Consider the following 18,412-nt stretch of genomic DNA (forward strand, 5'->3'; position numbering starts at 1 on the left):
CGTCCACCGGCCGCGTATCCGCCCCGTAACCGGTCCGGCCTTGCCCTTGCCGTACCACACCGCCGTACACTTGGCCGGGGAAACTGGCACTCGCGCGGATCGAGTGCCAGAGACCGGACCAGAGGGACCGACTGGGAGGTGAGCGCGATGCTGAGCGAACGCAGACTCGAAGTGCTGCGCGCCATCGTCCAGGACTACGTCGGCACCGAGGAGCCGGTCGGCTCCAAGGCGCTCACGGAGCGCCACCGCCTCGGCGTGTCGCCCGCCACCGTGCGCAACGACATGGCCGCGCTGGAGGACGAGGGCTTCATCGCCCAGCCGCACACCAGTGCCGGTCGCATCCCCACGGACAAGGGCTACCGGCTGTTCGTCGACAAGCTCGCCGGTGTGAAACCGCTCTCCACGGCGGAGCGCCGGGCCATCCAGAACTTCCTGGACGGCGCCGTCGACCTGGACGACGTGGTGGGGCGTACGGTGCGGCTGCTCGCGCAGCTGACCCGGCAGGTGGCGGTGGTGCAGTATCCGTCGCTCACCCGCTCGACCGTGCGCCATGTCGAACTGCTGTCCATGGCGCCCGCGCGGCTCATGCTCGTCCTGATCACCGACACCGGCCGGGTCGAACAGCGCATGGTGGACTGCCCCGCGCCGTTCGGGGAGACCTCGCTGGCCGATCTGCGGGCCCGCCTCAACAGCGCGGTTTCCGGCCACCGTTTCGCGGATGTGCCGCGCTTGGTGCAGGATCTTCCGGAGTCCTTCGAGACGGAGGACCGCGGGACGGTCTCCACGGTGCTCGCCACCCTCATGGAGACCCTCGTCGAGGAGACCGAGGAGCGGCTGATGATCGGCGGTACCGCCAATCTCACCCGTTTCCGCCACGACTTCCCGCTGACCATCCGGCCCGTGCTGGAGGCTCTGGAGGAGCAGGTCGTGCTGCTGAAGCTGCTCGGCGCCTCCGAGGAGCCCGGGATGACGGTGCGCATCGGGCACGAGAACGCCCATGAGGGCCTGACATCCACCTCCGTCGTCGCCGTCGGCTACGGTTCGGGCGACGAGGCGGTGGCGAAACTCGGCGTGGTCGGACCGACCCGCATGGATTACCCCGGAACGATGGGAGCGGTACGCGCAGTGGCACGTTACGTCGGACAGATCCTGGCGGAGTCGTAAGTGGCCACCGACTACTACGCCGTACTGGGCGTGAGCCGGGACGCTGGACAGGACGAGATCAAGAAGGCGTTCCGCCGTCTCGCACGCGAGCTGCACCCGGACGTCAATCCGGACCCCAAGACGCAGGAGCGGTTCAAGGAGATCAACGCCGCCTACGAGGTGCTGTCGGACCCGCAGAAGAAGCAGGTCTACGACCTCGGCGGGGACCCGATGTCGGGCGCCGGCGGCGGCGCGGGCCCCGGCTTCGGCGGGGCCGGCTTCGGCAACTTCTCCGACATCATGGACGCGTTCTTCGGCACCGCCTCGCAGCGCGGCCCGAGATCCCGCACCCGGCGCGGCCAGGACGCGATGATCCGGCTCGAAGTCGAGCTGGACGAGGCCGCGTTCGGCACCACCAAGGACATCCAGGTCGACACGGCCGTCGTCTGCAACACCTGCAGCGGCGAGGGCGCCGCCCCCGGCACCTCCGCCCAGACCTGCGACATGTGCCGCGGCCGCGGTGAGGTCTCCCAGGTGACGCGGTCCTTCCTGGGCCAGGTCATGACCTCCCGCCCCTGCCCGCAGTGCCAGGGCTTCGGCACCGTCGTGCCGACCCCGTGCCCGGAGTGCGCCGGTGACGGCCGCATCCGCTCGCGGCGCACCCTGACCGTCAAGATCCCGGCGGGTGTGGACAACGGCACCCGGATCCAGCTCGCGGGCGAGGGCGAGGTCGGCCCCGGCGGCGGCCCGCCCGGTGATCTCTACGTCGAGATCCACGAGGTGCCGCACCCGGTCTTCCAGCGGCGCGGCGACGATCTGCACTGCACGGTCACCATCCCGATGACGGCGGCGGCCCTCGGCACCCAGTGCCCGCTGGAGACGCTGGACGGCATGGAGGAGGTCGACATCCGGCCCGGCACCCAGTCCGGCCAGTCGATCCCGCTCCACCAGCGCGGCATCACACATTTGCGCGGCGGCGGGCGCGGCGACCTGATCGTCCACGTCGAGGTGCAGACGCCGACCAAGCTCGACCCCCAGCAGGAGGACCTGCTGCGGCAGCTCGCCAAGCTCCGCGGAGAGGAGCGCCCGGCCGGCCACTTCCAGCCCGGTCAGCAGGGTCTCTTCTCCCGGCTGAAGGACGCCTTCAACGGCCGCTGAGCCGGCGGGCCCCGACGCCTGCCCACGTGCACGGACCGGCCCCGGCGGATTCCCGCCGGGGCCGCGCCGTGCCGCCGTCCGCCCGCCGGAAAGAACAGCGGGAAGGGTCCGCCCGCACAGTGCTCCGTGACACCATGTGCCACATGGCTGCAGCAACGGGGAGCGTCCCCGCGGTGACGGACCTCTTCCGGTATCCCATCGTCCAGGCGCCCATGGCGGGCGGGGCCTCCCGTCCGGAGCTGGCCGCCGCCGTGTGCCGGGCCGGCGGGCTCGGCTTCCTCGCGGCCGGCCTCAAGACACCCGAGGCCATGTACCAGGAGATCCGGGTGGCGCGCGGGCTGACCGACCGCCCCTTCGGGGTCAACCTCTTCCTGCCGCAGCGGCCCGTCGCCGACGCCGCCGCGGTCGCCGTCTACCGCGAGCAGCTCGCCGGGGAATCCTCCTGGTACGCCGCCCCGCTCGGCGACACGGACACCGGCGGCGGAGACGACGGCGACGACGGCTACGAGGGCAAGCTCGCCGTCCTCACCGAAACCCCCGTGGCCGTGGTCTCCTTCACCTTCGGCTGCCCCGACGCCGGTGTGCTCGGGGCCCTCGCCCGCGCGGGGACCGTCACCGTCGTCACCGTCACCTCCGTGGCCGAGGCGCGGACGGCCGAAGCGGCCGGTGCCGCGGCGGTGTGCGTGCAGGGCGTCGAGGCCGGGGGGCACCGGGGGACGCACCGGGACGATCCGTACGCCGACCGGGGCTCACCCGGACTCGGGCTGCTGACGCTGCTCGCCCAGGTCCGCGAGGCCGTGGACCTTCCGCTGATCGCCGCCGGCGGGCTGATGCGGGGCGCGCAGATCGCCGCCGTGCTGGCGGCCGGAGCGGTCGCCGCCCAGCTCGGCACGGCCTTCCTCGTCTGCCCGGAGTCGGGCGCCGACCCCCTCCACAAGCGGGCGCTGACCGACCCGCTCTTCCCGCACACCGAACTGACCCGGGCCTTCACGGGACGCCCGGCGCGCGGGCTCGTCAACCGCTTCCTGCGGGAGCACGGCCCGTACGCCCCGGCCGCGTATCCGCAGGTGCACCGGATGACCGCCGGGCTGCGCCGGGCGGCGGCCCGCGCGGGCGATCCGCAGGGCATGGCGCTCTGGGCCGGCCAGGGGCACCGGATGGCGCGGACGCTCTCCGCGGAGCGGCTGGTACGGACCCTGGCCGCCGAACTGGACGAGGCCCGCGCGGCCCTTCTGGCCGGCCCGGGCGGCACCGCTGCCGCGGCGCCCGGAACGGCGAACGCGGCGGGCCCGCCGGCCGCACCACCGCAGAAAGGGGAGCCCGCATGACGGCCCCGGTGTTCCTGACCGACCCCGAGCGCCCGCCGGCCCCCGGCCGGTTCGTCCTCGACGGGCCCGAGGGGCGGCACGCCGTCTCCGTACGGCGGCTGCGCGCGGGCGAGGAGATCGTGCTGACGGACGGCCGGGGGACCGGCGGATACGGCACCGTGGCGGCCGTCGAGGGCAAGGACCGCCTGGAGGCCGAGATCACCGAGGTCCGCCACGAGCCGGAACCCAGCCCCCGGATCACCGTCGTGCAGGCGCTCCCCAAGGGCGACCGCGGCGAACTCGCCGTCGAGACCATGACGGAGACCGGCGTGGACGCCGTCGTGCCCTGGCCCGCGTCCCGCTGCATCACGCAGTGGAAGGGCGAGCGGGGCGTCAAGGCGCTCGGCAAGTGGCGGGCCACCGCCCGGGAGGCCGGCAAGCAGGCCCGCCGCCTCCGGCTCCCCGAGGTGCCCGGCCCGATGAGCACCCGCGAGGTCGCCGGACTGCTCGCGGACGCCGCCTTCGCCGCCGTGCTCCACGAGGAGGCCGCCGAACCGCTCGCCACCGCCGTGCTGCCCGAGAGCGGCGGCATCGTGCTGGTGGTCGGCCCGGAGGGCGGCGTCTCGCCGGACGAACTGGCGGCGTTCACCGCCGCGGGCGCGAAGCCGTACCGGCTGGGCCCGACCGTCCTGCGCACCTCCACGGCCGGAACGGCCGCCGCCGCGCTGCTGCTGGGGCGCACGGGCCGCTGGTCCTGACGCGCCGGGCCGCACGGCTGTGCGAGGACGGTGGCTACGGCCGCCAGGAGCCGAGCAGTTGGAGCACCTCGTTCAGCGGCCTCCGCAGTGAGGTGCTGTCCGCCACCACCGTGCGCCCCTGGGCTTCGAACTCGTACACGAAGGCGTCGGTGGTGGGCCGGTTGAAGGTCCGCCCGGGCAGCCGCGCGTAGCGCTCGCTCGCCAGAAGGTCGCGCAGCGCGGACACCTGTTCGTCGCGCATCCGCCCGGACCTCGACGTACCGCTGCGCCGGACCGTCTCGACGGTGCCGTCCGCCTCCACCGTCACCCGGCTGGTGTGCCCGGCCACACCGCCGCTGACGGTGAGCGCCAGCAGCTGCCCCTCGGCGACCGCGGACGGACGGGAGGAACCCGGTGCCGGCGCCGCGCGGTCCGGGGCGCCGGACTGCGCACAGGCCGTGAGGGACAGGAGCACCGCCGCGGCGGCTCCGGCGGTCGCCGCCCGGCGCGGCGTCCGGCGGCGGGGGACGCGGCGCGTGGGGGTGTCCGTGGCCCGGGCGGGACTCATGACTGCCTCCTCCTGGCGGTGATGGCCGCCAGTATGGTCCGGTACCGCGAGGTTGGGGAGCCCCTCCGGCGAGGCCGGACGGCCCCGGCGCCCGCCCCCGGAGCCCCGTGCCCGCCGGACGGCCGGACGACCCGTCAGAGCGGCGGGAGTTCCGGCGGGGTCTTCGCCGGGTTCTCCGCCAGGGCCGCCAGCGCGATCCGCACCGCCTCGTCGAGCTGCGGGTCGCGGCCGGCCGCGGAGTCCTGCGGGGTGTGCACCACCTCGACGTCCGGATCGACGCCGTGGTTCTCCACGCCCCAGCCGTACCCCTCCATCCAGGTGGCGTACTTGGGCTGGGTGACGCCCGTGCCGTCCACCAGGTCGTAACGGCTGTCGATGCCGATGACGCCGCCCCAGGTGCGGGTGCCGACGACCGGGCCGATGCCCAGCGCCTTGATCGCGGCGTTCACGATGTCGCCGTCGGAGCCGGAGAACTCGTTCGCGACCGCGACGACGGGCCCGCGCGGCGCGTCCTGCGGATAGCTGAACGGCCGCATGCCGCGCGGCAGATCCCAGCCGACGATGCGGCGGGCCAGCTTCTCCACGACGAGCTGTGAGGTGTGCCCGCCGCGGTTCTCCCGGACGTCCACGATCAGGCCGTCCCGTGTTACCTCCACCCGCAGGTCGCGGTGGAGCTGCGCCCAGCCGGAGCCCACCATGTCCGGCACGTGGAGATAGCCGAGCCGGCCGCCGGACGTCTCGTGCACATGGGCGCGCCGCCCGGCGACCCAGTCGTGGTAGCGCAGCGGCTCCTCGTCGGCGATGGGGACGACGACGGGGTGCCGGGGGGAGCCGCCGCCGGCCGGGCCGACCGTCAGTTCGACGGGCTTGCCGGCCGCGCCGACGAGCAGCGGGCCGGGACCCAGCAGCGGATCGACGGGGCGGCCGTCCACGGCGAGGATCGCGTCCCCGGCGCGCACCGCGACACCGGGCGCGGCGAGCGGGGAGCGGGCCTGGGGGTCGGAGGACTCGGAGGGCAGCACGCGCGTCACACGCCACGCGCCTTCCTCGTCCCGGGCCAGATCGGCCCCGAGCAGGCCCTGCCGGTGCGTGGAGTCGGTCCAGCCGCCGGAGGGACTGACATAGGCGTGCGAGGTGCCCAGCTCGCCCTGGACCTCCCAGAGCAGGTCGATCAGGTCGCTGTGCGTGGCCACCCGGTCCAGCACCGGGCGGTAGCGCTCCAGGACCCCGTCCCAGTCGACGCCGCCGAGGTCGGCCCGCCAGAAGTTGTCCCGCATCAGCCGGCCGGCCTCCGCGTACATCTGCCGCCACTCGGCGGCCGGGTCGACCGTGAGGCGGACCCGGGAGAGGTCGACGGTGATGTTGTCGTCGCTGTCGTCGTCGCCCGGCTTGCTGTCGGCCGGCACCACGCGGAGCTTCGTGCCGGTGGAGAGCAGAACCCGCTTGCCGTCGCCGGTGACCGCGTAGTCGTCGGCGTCGTCGGCCAGATGTTCGAGCCGCTGCTGGACGAGGTCGTAGCGGTCCAGGGCGGTGGACGGCCCGGAGGCGTCCGGGGCCAGGGCGGAGCCGAGCACACCGCGCAGCGGGTGGCGCAGCCACAGGACGCCGCCCTCCGCGGCCCGCAGGGTGGAATAGCGGGCGGCCTCGACGGGGAACGGCACGATGCGGTCGGCGAGTCCGTCCAGATCGACCCGGGTGACGGGTACCGAGGACGAGCCGGACGAGGAGGCCGCGCGGCCCTCGCCCTCCTCGCCGTCGTTGCGCTCGGGTGTGGGCGGGCGGCCGTGGCGCTGCGGGCCGAAGGGCGAGGGCGTGGAGGCGGCGAGCGTGATCAGATGCGGCCGGCAGGCGCCCACGAACGCCAGGTCGAAGACATGGACGTCATATATCGGGTCGAAGGCGCGTTCGGAGAGGAAGGCCAGATGCCGGCCGTCGGTGGTGAAGGCGGGCGAGAAGTCGCGGAAGCGCAGCGGGGTGGCCTCGGACACGGAGAGATCGGCCGTGTTGGCGATCTTGAGCTGGCGGAGCGCCCCCGGTCCGGGGTGCGACCAGGCCAGCCAGCCGGAGTCCGGGGAGAAGACCAGGCCGTCGGCGTCACCGTCCTCGCTCCGGTCCACCTCGCGGATCTCACCGGACTCGCGCTCCACGAGCAGCACCCGCCCGTCGTGCGAGGCGACGGCGATCCGGCCGCCGTCCGGGGCGACGGCGAGGTCCAGCACCCGGCCGAGCCGCCCGGCGCCGATACGGCGCGGTCCGCTGCCGGGCTCGGCGCCGGAGGCCGGGGCGATGGCCAGGGCGTCCTCGCCCTCCGCGTCGGTGACCCAGACGACGTGCTCGGCGCCGTCCACGCGGAACGCGCGCGGCAGCCGCGCCCGCTGCCCGGGTTCGGCGGCGAGCGCCCGGGCGGGGCCCTCCCGGTGGGTGACCCAGTGGACCGTGCCGCGCACCTCCACGGCGCTGCCGCGGCCGGTGTGGTCGGGGCCCACCTCGCCGAGGTGGTGCGCGGCGCGCACCGGGTGCGGCTGGAGGTCGGCGCGGGAGCCGCCGAGGCGGACGTCGAGGCGGCGCGGCTCGGCGCCGTCGAGGCCGTCCAGAAGCCAGAGTTCGCCGGCCGAGGCGTAGGCGACGCGGGTGCCGTCGCCGGTGGCCTGCCGGGCGTAGAAGCCGTCGAGGGGGGAGTGCCGGCGCAGATCGCCGCCGTCGGGCAGCGAGGAGTACAGGGCGCCGGTGCCCTCGTGGTCGGAGAGGAACGCGATCCGGCCGCCCGCCCACAGGGGCTGCTCGATGTTGCCGTCGAGACCGGCGTGGATCCGTTCGAACTCCCCGTCGCCGGACGCGTCCAGCCAGAGTTTGCCGGCCGTGCCGCCCCGGTAGCGCTTCCAGGAGGAGGCGTCGCGCCCCATGGTCGCGGAGAGCAGCAGCACGGCGCCCTCGGGCCCGTACGCCACATCGCCGACCGGCCCGTACGGCAGGGTGCGCGCGGGGCCGCCGTCCAGCGGCACGGCCCGCGCCCAGGTGCGGCGCAGGGAGGCCTGGCCCGCGGCGGTGACCGCCAGCACCTCCCCCTCGGGGGTCCAGCCGCGCACGGCGGTCCGGGCGTTGCCCCAGTACGTCAGCCGCCGGGACGGACCGCCGTCGACGGGGGCCACATGGACCTCCGGCGACCCGTCGCGCGTGGAGGTCCAGGCGATGTGCCGGCCGTCCGGGGATATCCGCGGATGCGAGACCGGCATGTTGTCGGCGCTCACACGCCAGGCACGGCCGCCGTCGAGCGGTGCCGCCCAGACGTCGTCCTCGGCGGTGAAGGCGATCAACTCACCGTGCGGATGCGGGTAGCGGAGGTACGAAGGCTGCGTCACAACTGCAACCCTATTCACCCATTACCGGCCCGAACAGGGGGCACCGGCGGTTCCACGCCAGGACGGGGCCTTCCGGCCCCAACGCACCGGTGCCGCGGGACCGTTGCGGCGGGGCCGCCCGCCCGGCGGGCCGTGCCCGTACGGCAGCGGCGCCGCCGCCCGGTCGTGGCCCGGGGCTCAGGCCCGGAGGTCACCGTCCTTGACGGCGGCGACGAACGCGGACCAGCGATCCGCCGTGAAGACCAGCGCGGGTCCGTGGGGCTCCTTGCTGTCACGGACGGGGATGCGTCCGGGATGGCCGTCGGAGACCTCGATACATCCGCCTCCTCCGTTGTCGCTGTAGCTCGACTTGCGCCAAGAGTCCAGAGCGGAGGCATCAGGAATCACAGTCATCCTCGTACTCTTTCAGGTAATCGGAGATCAAGTCGATGGAGGCGTCCTCCGCCAGGGCCAGGGATCGGGCCAAGTCGAAACGGTCGGTGAGATCGACCACCCTGCGCGTCGAATCCACTGCTTCTCCGGAGTCGAAACTCTCGACGAGGGCAATGGTCCTGCCCTCTTTCAAGGTCATGAGAGTCAAGCCTCCCCCCAGCATGGGGTGTGCCCCCTCGGCGAACGGAAGGATTTGTACCGTGATGCGAGGCCGGGACGCCACGTTCAGCAGGTGGCGGAGTTGTGCGGCCATGCGCCCTGTGTCGCCCACCGGGCGTCTCAGTGCTGCTTCGTCCATGATTGACCAGTAATACGGAGGATTCTCTTGGCGGAGAATTCGCTGCCGACGCAATCGAACGGTGACGCGCGCATTCCGATCCTCCTCGGATTCGCCGGGAAGCGACCTGCGGAATAGTTCGCGCGCGTATTCCTCGGTCTGGAGAAGTCCTGGAACGAGACTGCTCGTGAATACCTGGATTCTCTCCGCCTCGGGTTCCTTGCTCACGACAGTGCGGCTGTAGTCGGCGATGACCGATGCGTGGGCGATCTCCAGCAGCTCGCACAGCACACCGTCGGTGTCGAAGAAGCTGTCCAGCGAGTTCACCAGGGCCTCGGAGGGGAGCTGTTCCCCCAGCTCCACCCGGCCGAGATAACTGTGCGAATATCCGCCCACCTGTTCGGACAGTTGCCGCAGCGACAGTTCCTTCCGCTCCCGCATCCGGCGCAGCCGGCGCCCCAGCCTGACCCGTGGCGTGAGCTGGTCGGATTCATTGTTCAGTTCCACTTCGACCGAACCTTCTTTCGCGCAACTGGCCGTCCACACAGCTCTTTTGGTGACGGCTCCGATATGTACCTCAGTGTGCCCGGAGCGTGATGGTGGTGTGGTCACTCCCGCCATTCCGGTTGCACGAATACGCATTTCTGTTCGCGGCCGGGGCGTGGTCACCGCATCAAGGAGCGTCAGCAATGCCCGGCTTTGCCAGCCGTCCCGACCCCGCGTCCCCGGACCGCTCGTGTCCGCCGTCCGAAAGCCGGCCGGCGGAACACGCCGGCCGCCCCGTCGTGCTGCGCTGGAGCCGTCATCCCAGTTGTGTCGGCCTGGCGCGACTGGAGTTGCGCAAGGCGCTGGCCGGCTGGGGGCTGGCCGCGCTGGAGGAATCGGCCACGCTGGTCCTCTCGGAGCTCCTCACCAACGCCGGGCGGCACGCCCGGGTCTCGCCGGGGCGGCAGATCGAGACCCGCTACGTCCCGGAGTTGCCGAGCGGCCTGCGGATCGAGGTCCACGACGCCTCGCCCGTCCGGCCCGAACCGTGCGTGCCGGACGCGGACGCGTGCGGAGGCCGGGGCCTGCTCCTCGTGGCCGCCCTCGCCGACGCCTGGGGAATCGGCGACCGGGACGGCCCCGGAAAGGTGGTGTGGGCGCACCTGTCGCTTCCGCCGGGGGATGCGGGTGACGCACCATCGTGACGGCGTACCTCGCCCGGCGGCGCGGGCGCGGTGGCCGAAGATCCGGCCGGTAGCATGCGGCCAGACCGGCCGGGGTGCCGACCGGCCGCCACCGGTCGACCACCGGTCAGCCACCGAACGAACGTGCCGAGGAGGTCCGCTGATGGCGGGAGAGCCGCAGGCCGACTGTCTGTTCTGCAAGATCGTGGCGGGGGAGGTGCCGGCCACGCTGGTCCGCGAGAGCGAGACCACGGTCGCCTTCCGCGACATAAACCCCCAGGCCCCGACGCACGTCCTCGTCATCCCCCGGGCGCACCACCCCGACGCGGCCTCCGTCGCGGCGGCCGATCCGCAGCTCGCCGCGGACATCCTCCGCGAGGCGGGCGCCGTCGCCGCCGACGAACACATCGACGACTCCGGCTACCGCATCGTCCTCAACACCGGCGCCGGCGCGGGGCAGACCGTCTTCCACGTCCACGCGCACGTCCTCGGCGGACGCGGCCTCAACTGGCCCCCCGGGTAGTCCCCTTGACCCGCGAGCTCATCGTCCTCGGCACGGCCAGCCAGGTCCCCACCCGGCAGCGCAACCACCACGGCTGCATACTGCGCTGGGACGGCGAGGGCATTCTGTTCGATCCCGGCGAGGGCACCCAGCGCCAGATGCTCTACGCGGGCGCGGCCGTCCACGACATCACCCGCATCTGCGTCACGCACTTCCACGGCGACCACTCGCTGGGCCTCGCCGGCGTCATCCAGCGCATCAACCTCGACCGGGTGCCCCACCCCGTCACCGCGCACTACCCGGCCAGTGGCGCCCACTATTTCGAACGGCTCCGCTACGCCACCGCCTACTACGAGGCCGTGGAGCTGGTCGAACACCCGGTGCACGGGGACGGGGTCATCGCCGAGACCGAACCGTTCACCCTGGAGACCCGGCGGCTCTCCCACCCCGTCGAGGCCTTCGGCTACAAGCTGACCGAACCGGACGGGCGCCACATGCTCCCCGAGCGGCTGGCCGCGTACGGCATCTCCGGCCCGGACGTCGGCCGGCTGATCCGTGAGGGCAGCCTGGAGACGGAGGAGCACGGCACCGTCCACGTCGAGCAGGTGAGCGAGGTGCGGTGCGGACAGCGCTTCGCGTTCGTGATGGACACCCGGCTCTGCGAGGGTGCGGAGGCGCTCGCCGAGGGCTGCGACATGCTCGTCACCGAGTCCACCTTCCTGGACGAGGACGAGCGGCTGGCGGCCGAGGCCGGCCACCTCACCGCCGGGCAGGCCGCCCGGCTGGCCACCGCCGCCGGCGTGCGGCACCTGGTGCTCACCCACTTCTCCCAGCGGTACACCGACGCGGAGGAGTTCGGGCGGCAGGCCCGCGCCGCGGGCTTCGGCGGTGAGCTGACGGTGGCGCGGGACCTCATGCGGGTCCCGGTGCCGAAACGCCACTGACCCCCGTCGTCCCCGCGCCGGCCGCGACAGGCCGCGACAGGCCGCGACAGGCCGCGACAGGCCGCGACAGGCCGCGACAGGCCCCGACAGGCCCCGACAGGCCAGGGAAAACCACTCGGGCCCTGTCGGCCCCCCGTCGTACCCTGGACCACGAGAGAAACCGCACGGCACAGTTGCGGTGTACCGAACAGAGAAGGCGGGATCAGCAGGCCCCAGAGCCGGCCCATGACGCAGACACCTTCAGCACAGAACCCCGACGAGGGGCAGGCGCGCGCCCGCTTCACCGTCCCGGCCAACCACCCGATGGTGACGGTCCTGGGCTCCGGAGACTCCCTGCTGCGCGTGATCGAGAAGTCCTTTCCCCGCACGGACATCCACGTCCGGGGCAACGAGGTCAGCGCGGTCGGTGACCCGGCGGAAGTCGCCCTGGTCCAACGCCTGTTCGACGAGATGATGCTGGTGCTGCGCACCGGCCAGCCGATGACGGAGGACGCCGTGGAGCGCTCGATCGCCATGCTCCGCGCCCCCGGGAACGGCGAGGCGGAGGCCGAGACCCCGGCCCAGGTGCTCACGCAGAACATCCTCTCCAACCGCGGCCGCACCATCCGCCCGAAGACGCTCAACCAGAAGCGCTACGTCGACGCCATCGACCGGCACACCATCGTCTTCGGCATCGGCCCGGCCGGCACCGGCAAGACGTATCTGGCCATGGCCAAGGCGGTTCAGGCCCTGCAGTCCAAGCAGGTCAACCGGATCATCCTGACCCGGCCCGCGGTCGAGGCGGGGGAGCGGCTCGGCTTCCTGCCCGGCACGCTCTACGAGAAGATCGACCCGTATCTCCGCCCGCTCTACGACGCGCTGCACGACATGCTCGACCCCGATTCCATCCCCCGCCTGATGGCGGCCGGGACGATCGAGGTGGCCCCGCTGGCGTACATGCGCGGACGGACGCTCAACGACGCCTTCATCATCCTCGACGAGGCGCAGAACACCAGCGCCGAGCAGATGAAGATGTTCCTCACCCGGCTCGGCTTCGACTCCAAGATCGTGATCACCGGTGACGTCACCCAGGTGGACCTCCCCGGCGGCACCAAGAGCGGTCTGCGCCAGGTGCAGGAGATCCTCCACAATGTGGAGGACGTCCACTTCGCCCGGCTGACCAGCACCGACGTCGTCCGCCACAAGCTGGTGGGCCGGATCGTCGACGCCTACGACCGCTACGACAGCCGGGAAGACGGCCACGACGGCGCCCGCGGGCACGGCCGGGGCCACGGCCACCCCGGGAAGTAGACTCACCGCACCATGTCGATCGACGTCAACAACGAGTCCGGTACCGCAGTGGACGAGCAGGCGCTGCTGGATGTCGCCCGCTACGCCCTCGCCCGGATGCGCATTCATCCGCTCGCCGAGCTCTCCGTGATCGTCGTCGACAGCGACGCCATGGAGCAGCTCCACCGCCAGTGGATGGACCTCCCGGGCCCCACGGACGTCATGTCCTTCCCGATGGACGAGCTCCGCCCGCCGGCCAAGGACGACGAGGACCCCCCGCAGGGGCTGCTCGGCGACATCGTGCTCTGCCCCGAGGTCGCCCGGCGGCAGGGGGAGGAGGCGCCGACGGCGCACTCGATGGACGAGGAGCTGCAGCTCCTCACCGTCCACGGCGTCCTCCACCTGCTCGGCTACGACCACGAGGAGCCGGAGGACAAGGTCGAGATGTTCGGCCTGCAGAAGGCGATCGTCGACGGCTGGCGCGCCGAGCGCGGCGTCGAGGGCCCCTCGCCGGCGCCCACCACCCGGTGACCGGCCAACTGATCGCCGCGGCCGTCCTGCTGGTCGTGGTGGCCTGGCTCGCCGCCTGCGCCGAGACCGGACTGGCCCGGACGACCCGGTTCCGCGCCGAGGAGGCCGTGCGCTCCGGCCGCCGCGGCAGCGCCAAGCTCATGGTGGTCGCCGAGGACCCCAGCCGCTATCTCAACCTGGCCCTGCTGGTCCGGGTGGCCTGCGAGATGGCGGCGGGGGTGCTCGTCACCTTCGCCGCCGTACGGGAGTTCGAGGAGACCTGGGAGGCCCTGGTCCTCGCCACCGGCGTGATGGTCCTCGTCTCCTACGTCGCCGTCGGCGTCTCCCCGCGCACCATCGGCCGCCAGCACCCGCTGAACACCGCCACCGCCGCCGCGTACGTCCTGCTGCCGCTGGCCCGGATCATGGGCCCGGTCCCGCAGCTGCTGATCCTCCTCGGCAACGCCCTCACCCCGGGCAAGGGTTTCCGCAAGGGCCCGTTCGCTTCCGAGGCGGAACTGCGGGCCATGGTGGACCTGGCCGAGCAGGAACAGCTGATCGAGGCCGACGAACGGAAGATGGTGCACTCCGTCTTCGAACTGGGCGACACCCTCGTCCGCGAGGTGATGGTGCCCCGCACCGACCTCGTGGTCATCGAACGCGGCAAGACCGTCCGGCAGGCCCTCACCCTCGCGCTGCGCTCCGGCTTCTCCCGGATCCCGGTGGTCGGGGAGAGCGAGGACGACGTGGTCGGCATCGTCTACCTCAAGGACCTCGCGCGGAAGACGCACATCAACCGGGAGTCGGAGAACGACCTGGTCTCCACGGCCATGCGCCCGGCCGCCTTCGTCCCCGACACCAAGAACGCCGGGGACCTGCTGCGCGAGATGCAGCAGCGGCGCAACCACGTCGCGGTCGTCGTCGACGAGTACGGCGGCACCGCCGGCATCGTCACCATCGAGGACATCCTGGAGGAGATCGTCGGCGAGATCACCGACGAGTACGACCGGGAGCTGCCGCCGGTCGAGGAGCTGGGCGGGGGCCGCTACCGCGTCACCGCCCGCCTCGACATCGGCGACCTGGGAGACCTGTACGAGCTCGACCTGGACGACGAGGACGTGGAGACGGTCGGCGGGCTGCTCGCCAAGCTGCTGGGCCGGGTGCCGATCGCGGGGGCGACCGCCGTGGTGGACCTCGCCGACTACGTCACCGACCCGGAGCCGCCGGCCCTGCGGCTCACCGCCGAGTCCCCGGCCGGCCGCCGCAACCGCATCGTCACGGTGCTGGTCGAGCCGGTCCCCGTGGAGCGGAACGCATCGACCGGGGACGGCCACGGTGGACGGCGGGCCGAGCGAGCGTAGGCCCGTCCCGCCGTCCCGTCGGGCCCCCGGCCCGGCCCACCCGGTGGCCGCCGCGCGCCCGGGCGGTCCTTATCCTCGTAGCCATGACGGACACCACGGACAGCGCTCCCGCCCTCGACGCCGAAGACGCCAAGCTCGTCACCCTGGCCCGCTCCACCCGGGCCCGCAACGGTGTGCCGGAGGGCGCCGCCGTGCGCGACGAGACGGGCAGGACCTATGTCGCCGGGACCGTCGCCCTGGCGTCGCTGGAGCTCAGCGCCGTGCGCACGGCCGTCGCCATGGCTGTGGCCAGCGGCGCCCGGTCGCTGGAGGCGGCCGTCGTGGTGTCGTCCGCCGGGTCCGTGGCGGAGGAGGACCGCGCGGCCGTGCGCGACCTCGGCGGCCCGGACACCCCCGTCCTGCTCGCCGGCCCGGACGGCATCCTCCGGACGACCGTCAGCGCCGGCTGAGCGGCACGGAACGGCACGGCACGCGGGCCGGGCCGGCCGGACCGGGGCCCGGCCGCGGCCGTGCGGCGCCCGCCCCGAGACCGCCCGGTCCGGTGGTCGGGGGCGGTGCGCCGATCGGGGAGAATGGCCGCCATGAGCGATCGTTCCCCGTCCCAGCCCCGGCCGCAGGCCGCCCCGCACCGCTCGGGCTTCGCCTGCTTCGTCGGCCGCCCCAACGCGGGCAAGTCGACCCTGACCAACGCGCTGGTGGGGACGAAGGTGGCGATCACCTCCAGCCGGCCGCAGACCACCCGCCACACCGTGCGCGGCATCGTGCACCGGCCCGACGCCCAGCTCGTGCTGGTCGACACCCCGGGGCTGCACAAGCCGCGCACCCTGCTCGGCGAGCGGCTCAACGACGTCGTGCGGACCACCTGGGCCGAGGTCGACGTCATCGGCTTCTGTCTGCCCGCCGACCAGAAGCTGGGCCCGGGGGACCGCTTCATCGCCGGGGAGCTGGCCAAGGCCGGGAAGACGCCGAAGGTCGCCGTCGTCACCAAGACCGATCTGGTGGACTCCAAGCAGCTCGCCGAGCAGCTGATCGCGGTGGACCGGCTCGGGCAGGAGCTGGGACTGGACTGGGCGGAGATCGTCCCGGTGTCGGCCGTCGCCGGCCAGCAGGTGTCCCTGCTGGCCGATCTGCTGGTGCCGCTGCTGCCGGAGGGCCCGCCGCTCTACCCGGAGGGCGATCTCACCGACGAGCCGGAGCAGGTCATGGTCGCGGAGCTGATCCGCGAGGCCGCGCTGGAGGGCGTACGGGACGAGCTGCCGCACTCGATCGCCGTCGTGGTGGAGGAGATGATCCCCCGCGAGGGACGCCCCGAGGGCAAGCCGCTGCTGGACATCCACGCCAACCTCTACATCGAGCGGCCCAGCCAGAAGGGCATCGTCATCGGGCCCAAGGGCGCCCGGCTGAAGGATGTCGGCATGAAGTCCCGCCGGCACATCGAGGCGCTCCTCGGCACCCCGGTCTTCCTGGACCTCCATGTGAAGGTCGCCAAGGACTGGCAGCGGGACCCCCGGCAGCTGCGCAAGCTGGGCTTCTGACCGCCCTCCCGCCGGTACGGGGCGGACGGCGGGGAAGGCGTCCCGGGAGCCCCGCCCCGGGACGCCCGCCCCGGCGTCCGGAAGGCCGGAAGCGCCCGGAATGAGGGGTGCGTCACGATCTCTCCCGCCGCTCCCGCCCGTCCCGCATACTGGACTCACCCCCCACGTCACGGCTCTGCTCGGCTAAGCTGCTGTGCACCATGCGTTTCGGGCTGCTTCTCCTTAGCCGCCGCGGCGAGGGCCTGTAGTCGAGGCCGACCCCCTCCCCGCGGAGTTCGGTGATGCCACCGTCGGCCGTCGAGAACTCTTCGGCAGGAGCCCCGCGCAGATGTCTTCCTCCCAGCACGTCACCGGTCACCGCCCCGTCGGCCGTACCACCCCCGTCACCGCCGCCACGGTCTCCCAGCGGCCCTCCGGGATGCCGGTCCACAAGTACGGCCCCTACGAGGCCGTGGCGATCCCCGACCGCACCTGGCCCGAGAACCGGATCACCCGGGCCCCCCGCTGGCTGTCCACGGATCTGCGGGACGGCAACCAGGCGCTGATCGACCCGATGTCCCCGGCCCGCAAGCGGGCGATGTTCGACCTGCTGGTCTCCATGGGCTACAAGGAGATCGAGGTCGGCTTCCCCTCCTCCGGCCAGACCGATTTCGACTTCGTACGGTCGATCATCGAAGAGGGCGCGATCCCCGAGGACGTGACGATCTCCGTCCTGACCCAGGCCCGCGAGGAGCTGATCGAGCGCACGGTCGAGGCGCTGCGCGGCGCCCCCCGCGCGACCGTCCATCTGTACAACGCCACCGCCCCGGTCTTCCGGCGCGTCGTCTTCCGCGGCAGCCGCGAGCAGGTCAGGCAGATCGCCGTCGACGGCACCCGGCTGGTCATGGAGTACGCCGAGAAGCTGCTGGACGCGGAGACCCTGTTCGGCTACCAGTACAGCCCGGAGATCTTCACCGACACCGAGCTGGACTTCGCCCTGGAGGTCTGCGAGAGCGTCATGGACGTCTGGCAGCCCGAGGACGGCCGCGAGATCATCCTCAATCTGCCCGCCACCGTGGAGCGTTCGACGCCCAGCACCCACGCCGACCGCTTCGAGTGGATGTCGCGGAACCTCTCCCGCCGCGAGTTCGTCTGCCTGTCCGCGCACCCGCACAACGACCGCGGCACCGCTGTCGCCGCCGCCGAGCTGGCCGTCATGGCCGGTGCCGACCGGGTCGAGGGCTGCCTGTTCGGGCAGGGCGAGCGCACCGGCAACGTCGACCTGGTCACCCTGGGGATGAACCTGTTCTCCCAGGGCATCGACCCGATGATCGACTTCTCCCGGATCGACGAGATCCGCCGCACCGCCGAGTACTGCAACCAGATGGAGGTCCACCCGCGCCACCCCTACGCGGGCGACCTGGTCTACACGTCCTTCTCCGGCTCCCACCAGGACGCCATCAAGAAGGGCTTCGAGGACATGGACGCCCGGGCCGCCGCGGCCGGGAAGACGGTGGACGACATCGAGTGGGCCGTGCCGTACCTGCCCATCGACCCCAAGGACGTCGGCCGCTCCTACGAGGCCGTCATCCGGGTCAACTCGCAGTCCGGCAAGGGCGGTGTGGCCTACGTCCTCAAGAACGACCACAAGCTGGACCTGCCGCGCCGGATGCAGATCGAGTTCTCGAAGATCATCCAGATGAAGACCGACAGCGAGGGCGGCGAGGTCACCCCGGCCCAGATCTGGTCCGTCTTCCAGGACGAGTACCTGCCCACCACCGACGCCCCCTGGGGCCGGATCGCGCTGCGCTCCACCCAGACCTCGACCACCGGCGAGGGCGGCGACGCGCTCACCGTCGAGGCGGTCGTCGACGGGCAGGACACCGTGCTGACCGGCAGCGGGAACGGCCCCATCGCCGCCTTCATCAACGCCCTGGGCTCGATCGGGGTGGACGTACGGGTGCTGGACTACGCCGAGCACGCCCTGAGCGAGGGCGCCGGCGCCCGGGCCGCCGCCTACGTCGAGTGCGCCGTGGACGGCAAGGTCCTGTGGGGCGTCGGCATGGACCCGAACACGGTCCGCGCCTCCCTGAAGGCCGTGGTCTCCGCGGTCAACCGCTCGGCCCGCGCCACCTGACCTCTCACCTCCCCCCTCTCCCGCG

At 72.7% G+C, this 18,412-nt stretch carries 17 protein-coding genes; 13 read left to right on the plus strand and 4 right to left on the minus strand.

Features of this window, described 5'->3' with window-relative positions:
* Positions 1-147: 147 nt before the first annotated feature.
* From hrcA to LIX60_RS22465, 4 genes are all read left to right on the plus strand, one after another.
* Complete coding sequence (gene hrcA / locus LIX60_RS22450) at positions 148-1,164, plus strand: heat-inducible transcriptional repressor HrcA (RefSeq protein WP_227962873.1); 1,017 nt, start codon at positions 148-150, stop codon at positions 1,162-1,164.
* Positions 1,165-2,301 (plus strand): molecular chaperone DnaJ, encoded by a 1,137-nt coding sequence (gene dnaJ / locus LIX60_RS22455; protein ID WP_043460094.1) that lies wholly within the window; start codon positions 1,165-1,167, stop codon positions 2,299-2,301. It begins immediately after the preceding gene.
* 143 nt (positions 2,302-2,444) lie between these two features.
* On the plus strand, positions 2,445-3,629 hold the full coding sequence (locus tag LIX60_RS22460) for a nitronate monooxygenase (RefSeq protein ID WP_227960086.1): 1,185 nt from the start codon (positions 2,445-2,447) through the stop codon (positions 3,627-3,629).
* On the plus strand, positions 3,626-4,366 hold the full coding sequence (locus LIX60_RS22465; RefSeq protein ID WP_227960087.1) for a 16S rRNA (uracil(1498)-N(3))-methyltransferase: 741 nt from the start codon (positions 3,626-3,628) through the stop codon (positions 4,364-4,366). Before LIX60_RS22460 ends, LIX60_RS22465 begins: the two co-directional genes overlap by 4 nt.
* Positions 4,367-4,400: 34 nt before the next feature.
* On the opposite strand, the gene LIX60_RS22470 is transcribed toward LIX60_RS22465, so the two are convergent.
* The 4 genes from LIX60_RS22470 to LIX60_RS22485 all read right to left on the minus strand — a co-directional run bounded on the left by LIX60_RS22470 (position 4,401) and on the right by LIX60_RS22485 (position 9,488).
* Entirely contained in the window at positions 4,401-4,913 is a 513-nt protein-coding gene (locus LIX60_RS22470; protein WP_227960088.1) for a hypothetical protein, read from the minus strand.
* Between the two features lie 134 nt (positions 4,914-5,047).
* Positions 5,048-8,272, minus strand: a complete 3,225-nt coding sequence (locus LIX60_RS22475; protein ID WP_227960089.1) for a S41 family peptidase — start codon at positions 8,270-8,272, stop codon at positions 5,048-5,050.
* 177 nt (positions 8,273-8,449) lie between these two features.
* Positions 8,450-8,665 (minus strand): DUF397 domain-containing protein, encoded by a 216-nt coding sequence (locus LIX60_RS22480; protein ID WP_227960090.1) that lies wholly within the window; start codon positions 8,663-8,665, stop codon positions 8,450-8,452.
* Positions 8,649-9,488: a DUF5753 domain-containing protein gene (locus LIX60_RS22485; protein ID WP_227960091.1), complete on the minus strand. Its 840-nt coding sequence runs from the start codon at positions 9,486-9,488 to the stop codon at positions 8,649-8,651. Before LIX60_RS22485 ends, LIX60_RS22480 begins: the two co-directional genes overlap by 17 nt.
* A gap of 182 nt (positions 9,489-9,670) precedes the next feature.
* Between LIX60_RS22485 and LIX60_RS22490 the strand changes: the two genes are divergently transcribed.
* From LIX60_RS22490 to leuA, 9 genes are all read left to right on the plus strand, one after another.
* Positions 9,671-10,171, plus strand: a complete 501-nt coding sequence (locus LIX60_RS22490; RefSeq protein ID WP_227960092.1) for an ATP-binding protein — start codon at positions 9,671-9,673, stop codon at positions 10,169-10,171.
* 142 nt (positions 10,172-10,313) lie between these two features.
* The gene (locus tag LIX60_RS22495; protein WP_019712119.1) at positions 10,314-10,673 is read left to right on the plus strand and encodes a histidine triad nucleotide-binding protein; all 360 of its coding nucleotides are present in this window, start codon (positions 10,314-10,316) and stop codon (positions 10,671-10,673) included.
* Between the two features lie 5 nt (positions 10,674-10,678).
* A complete protein-coding gene (locus tag LIX60_RS22500; RefSeq protein ID WP_227960093.1) occupies positions 10,679-11,596 on the plus strand; it encodes a ribonuclease Z in 918 nt (305 codons plus the stop codon).
* A 225-nt stretch (positions 11,597-11,821) separates the two neighbouring features.
* Complete coding sequence (locus LIX60_RS22505) at positions 11,822-12,886, plus strand: PhoH family protein (RefSeq protein WP_227960094.1); 1,065 nt, start codon at positions 11,822-11,824, stop codon at positions 12,884-12,886.
* Between the two features lie 12 nt (positions 12,887-12,898).
* On the plus strand, positions 12,899-13,396 hold the full coding sequence (ybeY, locus tag LIX60_RS22510; protein WP_043460109.1) for an rRNA maturation RNase YbeY: 498 nt from the start codon (positions 12,899-12,901) through the stop codon (positions 13,394-13,396).
* Positions 13,393-14,736 (plus strand): hemolysin family protein, encoded by a 1,344-nt coding sequence (locus LIX60_RS22515; RefSeq protein WP_227960095.1) that lies wholly within the window; start codon positions 13,393-13,395, stop codon positions 14,734-14,736. Before ybeY ends, LIX60_RS22515 begins: the two co-directional genes overlap by 4 nt.
* Positions 14,737-14,819: 83 nt before the next feature.
* Positions 14,820-15,185, plus strand: coding sequence for a cytidine deaminase (locus tag LIX60_RS22520; protein ID WP_227960096.1), 366 nt, complete (start codon positions 14,820-14,822; stop codon positions 15,183-15,185).
* A 123-nt stretch (positions 15,186-15,308) separates the two neighbouring features.
* Positions 15,309-16,271, plus strand: coding sequence for a GTPase Era (gene era / locus LIX60_RS22525; RefSeq protein WP_227960097.1), 963 nt, complete (start codon positions 15,309-15,311; stop codon positions 16,269-16,271).
* Positions 16,272-16,599: 328 nt separating this feature from the next.
* Complete coding sequence (gene leuA, locus LIX60_RS22530) at positions 16,600-18,387, plus strand: 2-isopropylmalate synthase (RefSeq protein ID WP_227960098.1); 1,788 nt, start codon at positions 16,600-16,602, stop codon at positions 18,385-18,387.
* Positions 18,388-18,412: the final 25 nt, after the last annotated feature.

This window comes from Streptomyces sp. S07_1.15, from assembly GCF_020739505.1.
Classification (GTDB): Bacteria; Actinomycetota; Actinomycetes; order Streptomycetales; family Streptomycetaceae; genus Streptomyces; species Streptomyces xinghaiensis.

Excerpts from the sequence above, each read along its gene's own strand:
- hrcA (WP_227962873.1), top strand. The coding sequence starts at position 148 with ATGCTGAGCGAACGCAGACTCGAAGTGCTGCGCGCCATCGTCCAGGAC.
- LIX60_RS22460 (WP_227960086.1), top strand. The coding sequence starts at position 2,445 with ATGGCTGCAGCAACGGGGAGCGTCCCCGCGGTGACGGACCTCTTCCGG.
- LIX60_RS22465 (WP_227960087.1), top strand. The coding sequence starts at position 3,626 with ATGACGGCCCCGGTGTTCCTGACCGACCCCGAGCGCCCGCCGGCCCCC.
- LIX60_RS22470 (WP_227960088.1), bottom strand. The coding sequence starts at position 4,913 with ATGAGTCCCGCCCGGGCCACGGACACCCCCACGCGCCGCGTCCCCCGC.
- LIX60_RS22480 (WP_227960090.1), bottom strand. The coding sequence starts at position 8,665 with ATGACTGTGATTCCTGATGCCTCCGCTCTGGACTCTTGGCGCAAGTCG.
- LIX60_RS22490 (WP_227960092.1), top strand. The coding sequence starts at position 9,671 with ATGCCCGGCTTTGCCAGCCGTCCCGACCCCGCGTCCCCGGACCGCTCG.
- LIX60_RS22495 (WP_019712119.1), top strand. The coding sequence starts at position 10,314 with ATGGCGGGAGAGCCGCAGGCCGACTGTCTGTTCTGCAAGATCGTGGCG.
- LIX60_RS22505 (WP_227960094.1), top strand. The coding sequence starts at position 11,822 with ATGACGCAGACACCTTCAGCACAGAACCCCGACGAGGGGCAGGCGCGC.
- ybeY (WP_043460109.1), top strand. The coding sequence starts at position 12,899 with ATGTCGATCGACGTCAACAACGAGTCCGGTACCGCAGTGGACGAGCAG.
- LIX60_RS22520 (WP_227960096.1), top strand. The coding sequence starts at position 14,820 with ATGACGGACACCACGGACAGCGCTCCCGCCCTCGACGCCGAAGACGCC.
- era (WP_227960097.1), top strand. The coding sequence starts at position 15,309 with ATGGCCGCCATGAGCGATCGTTCCCCGTCCCAGCCCCGGCCGCAGGCC.
- leuA (WP_227960098.1), top strand. The coding sequence starts at position 16,600 with ATGTCTTCCTCCCAGCACGTCACCGGTCACCGCCCCGTCGGCCGTACC.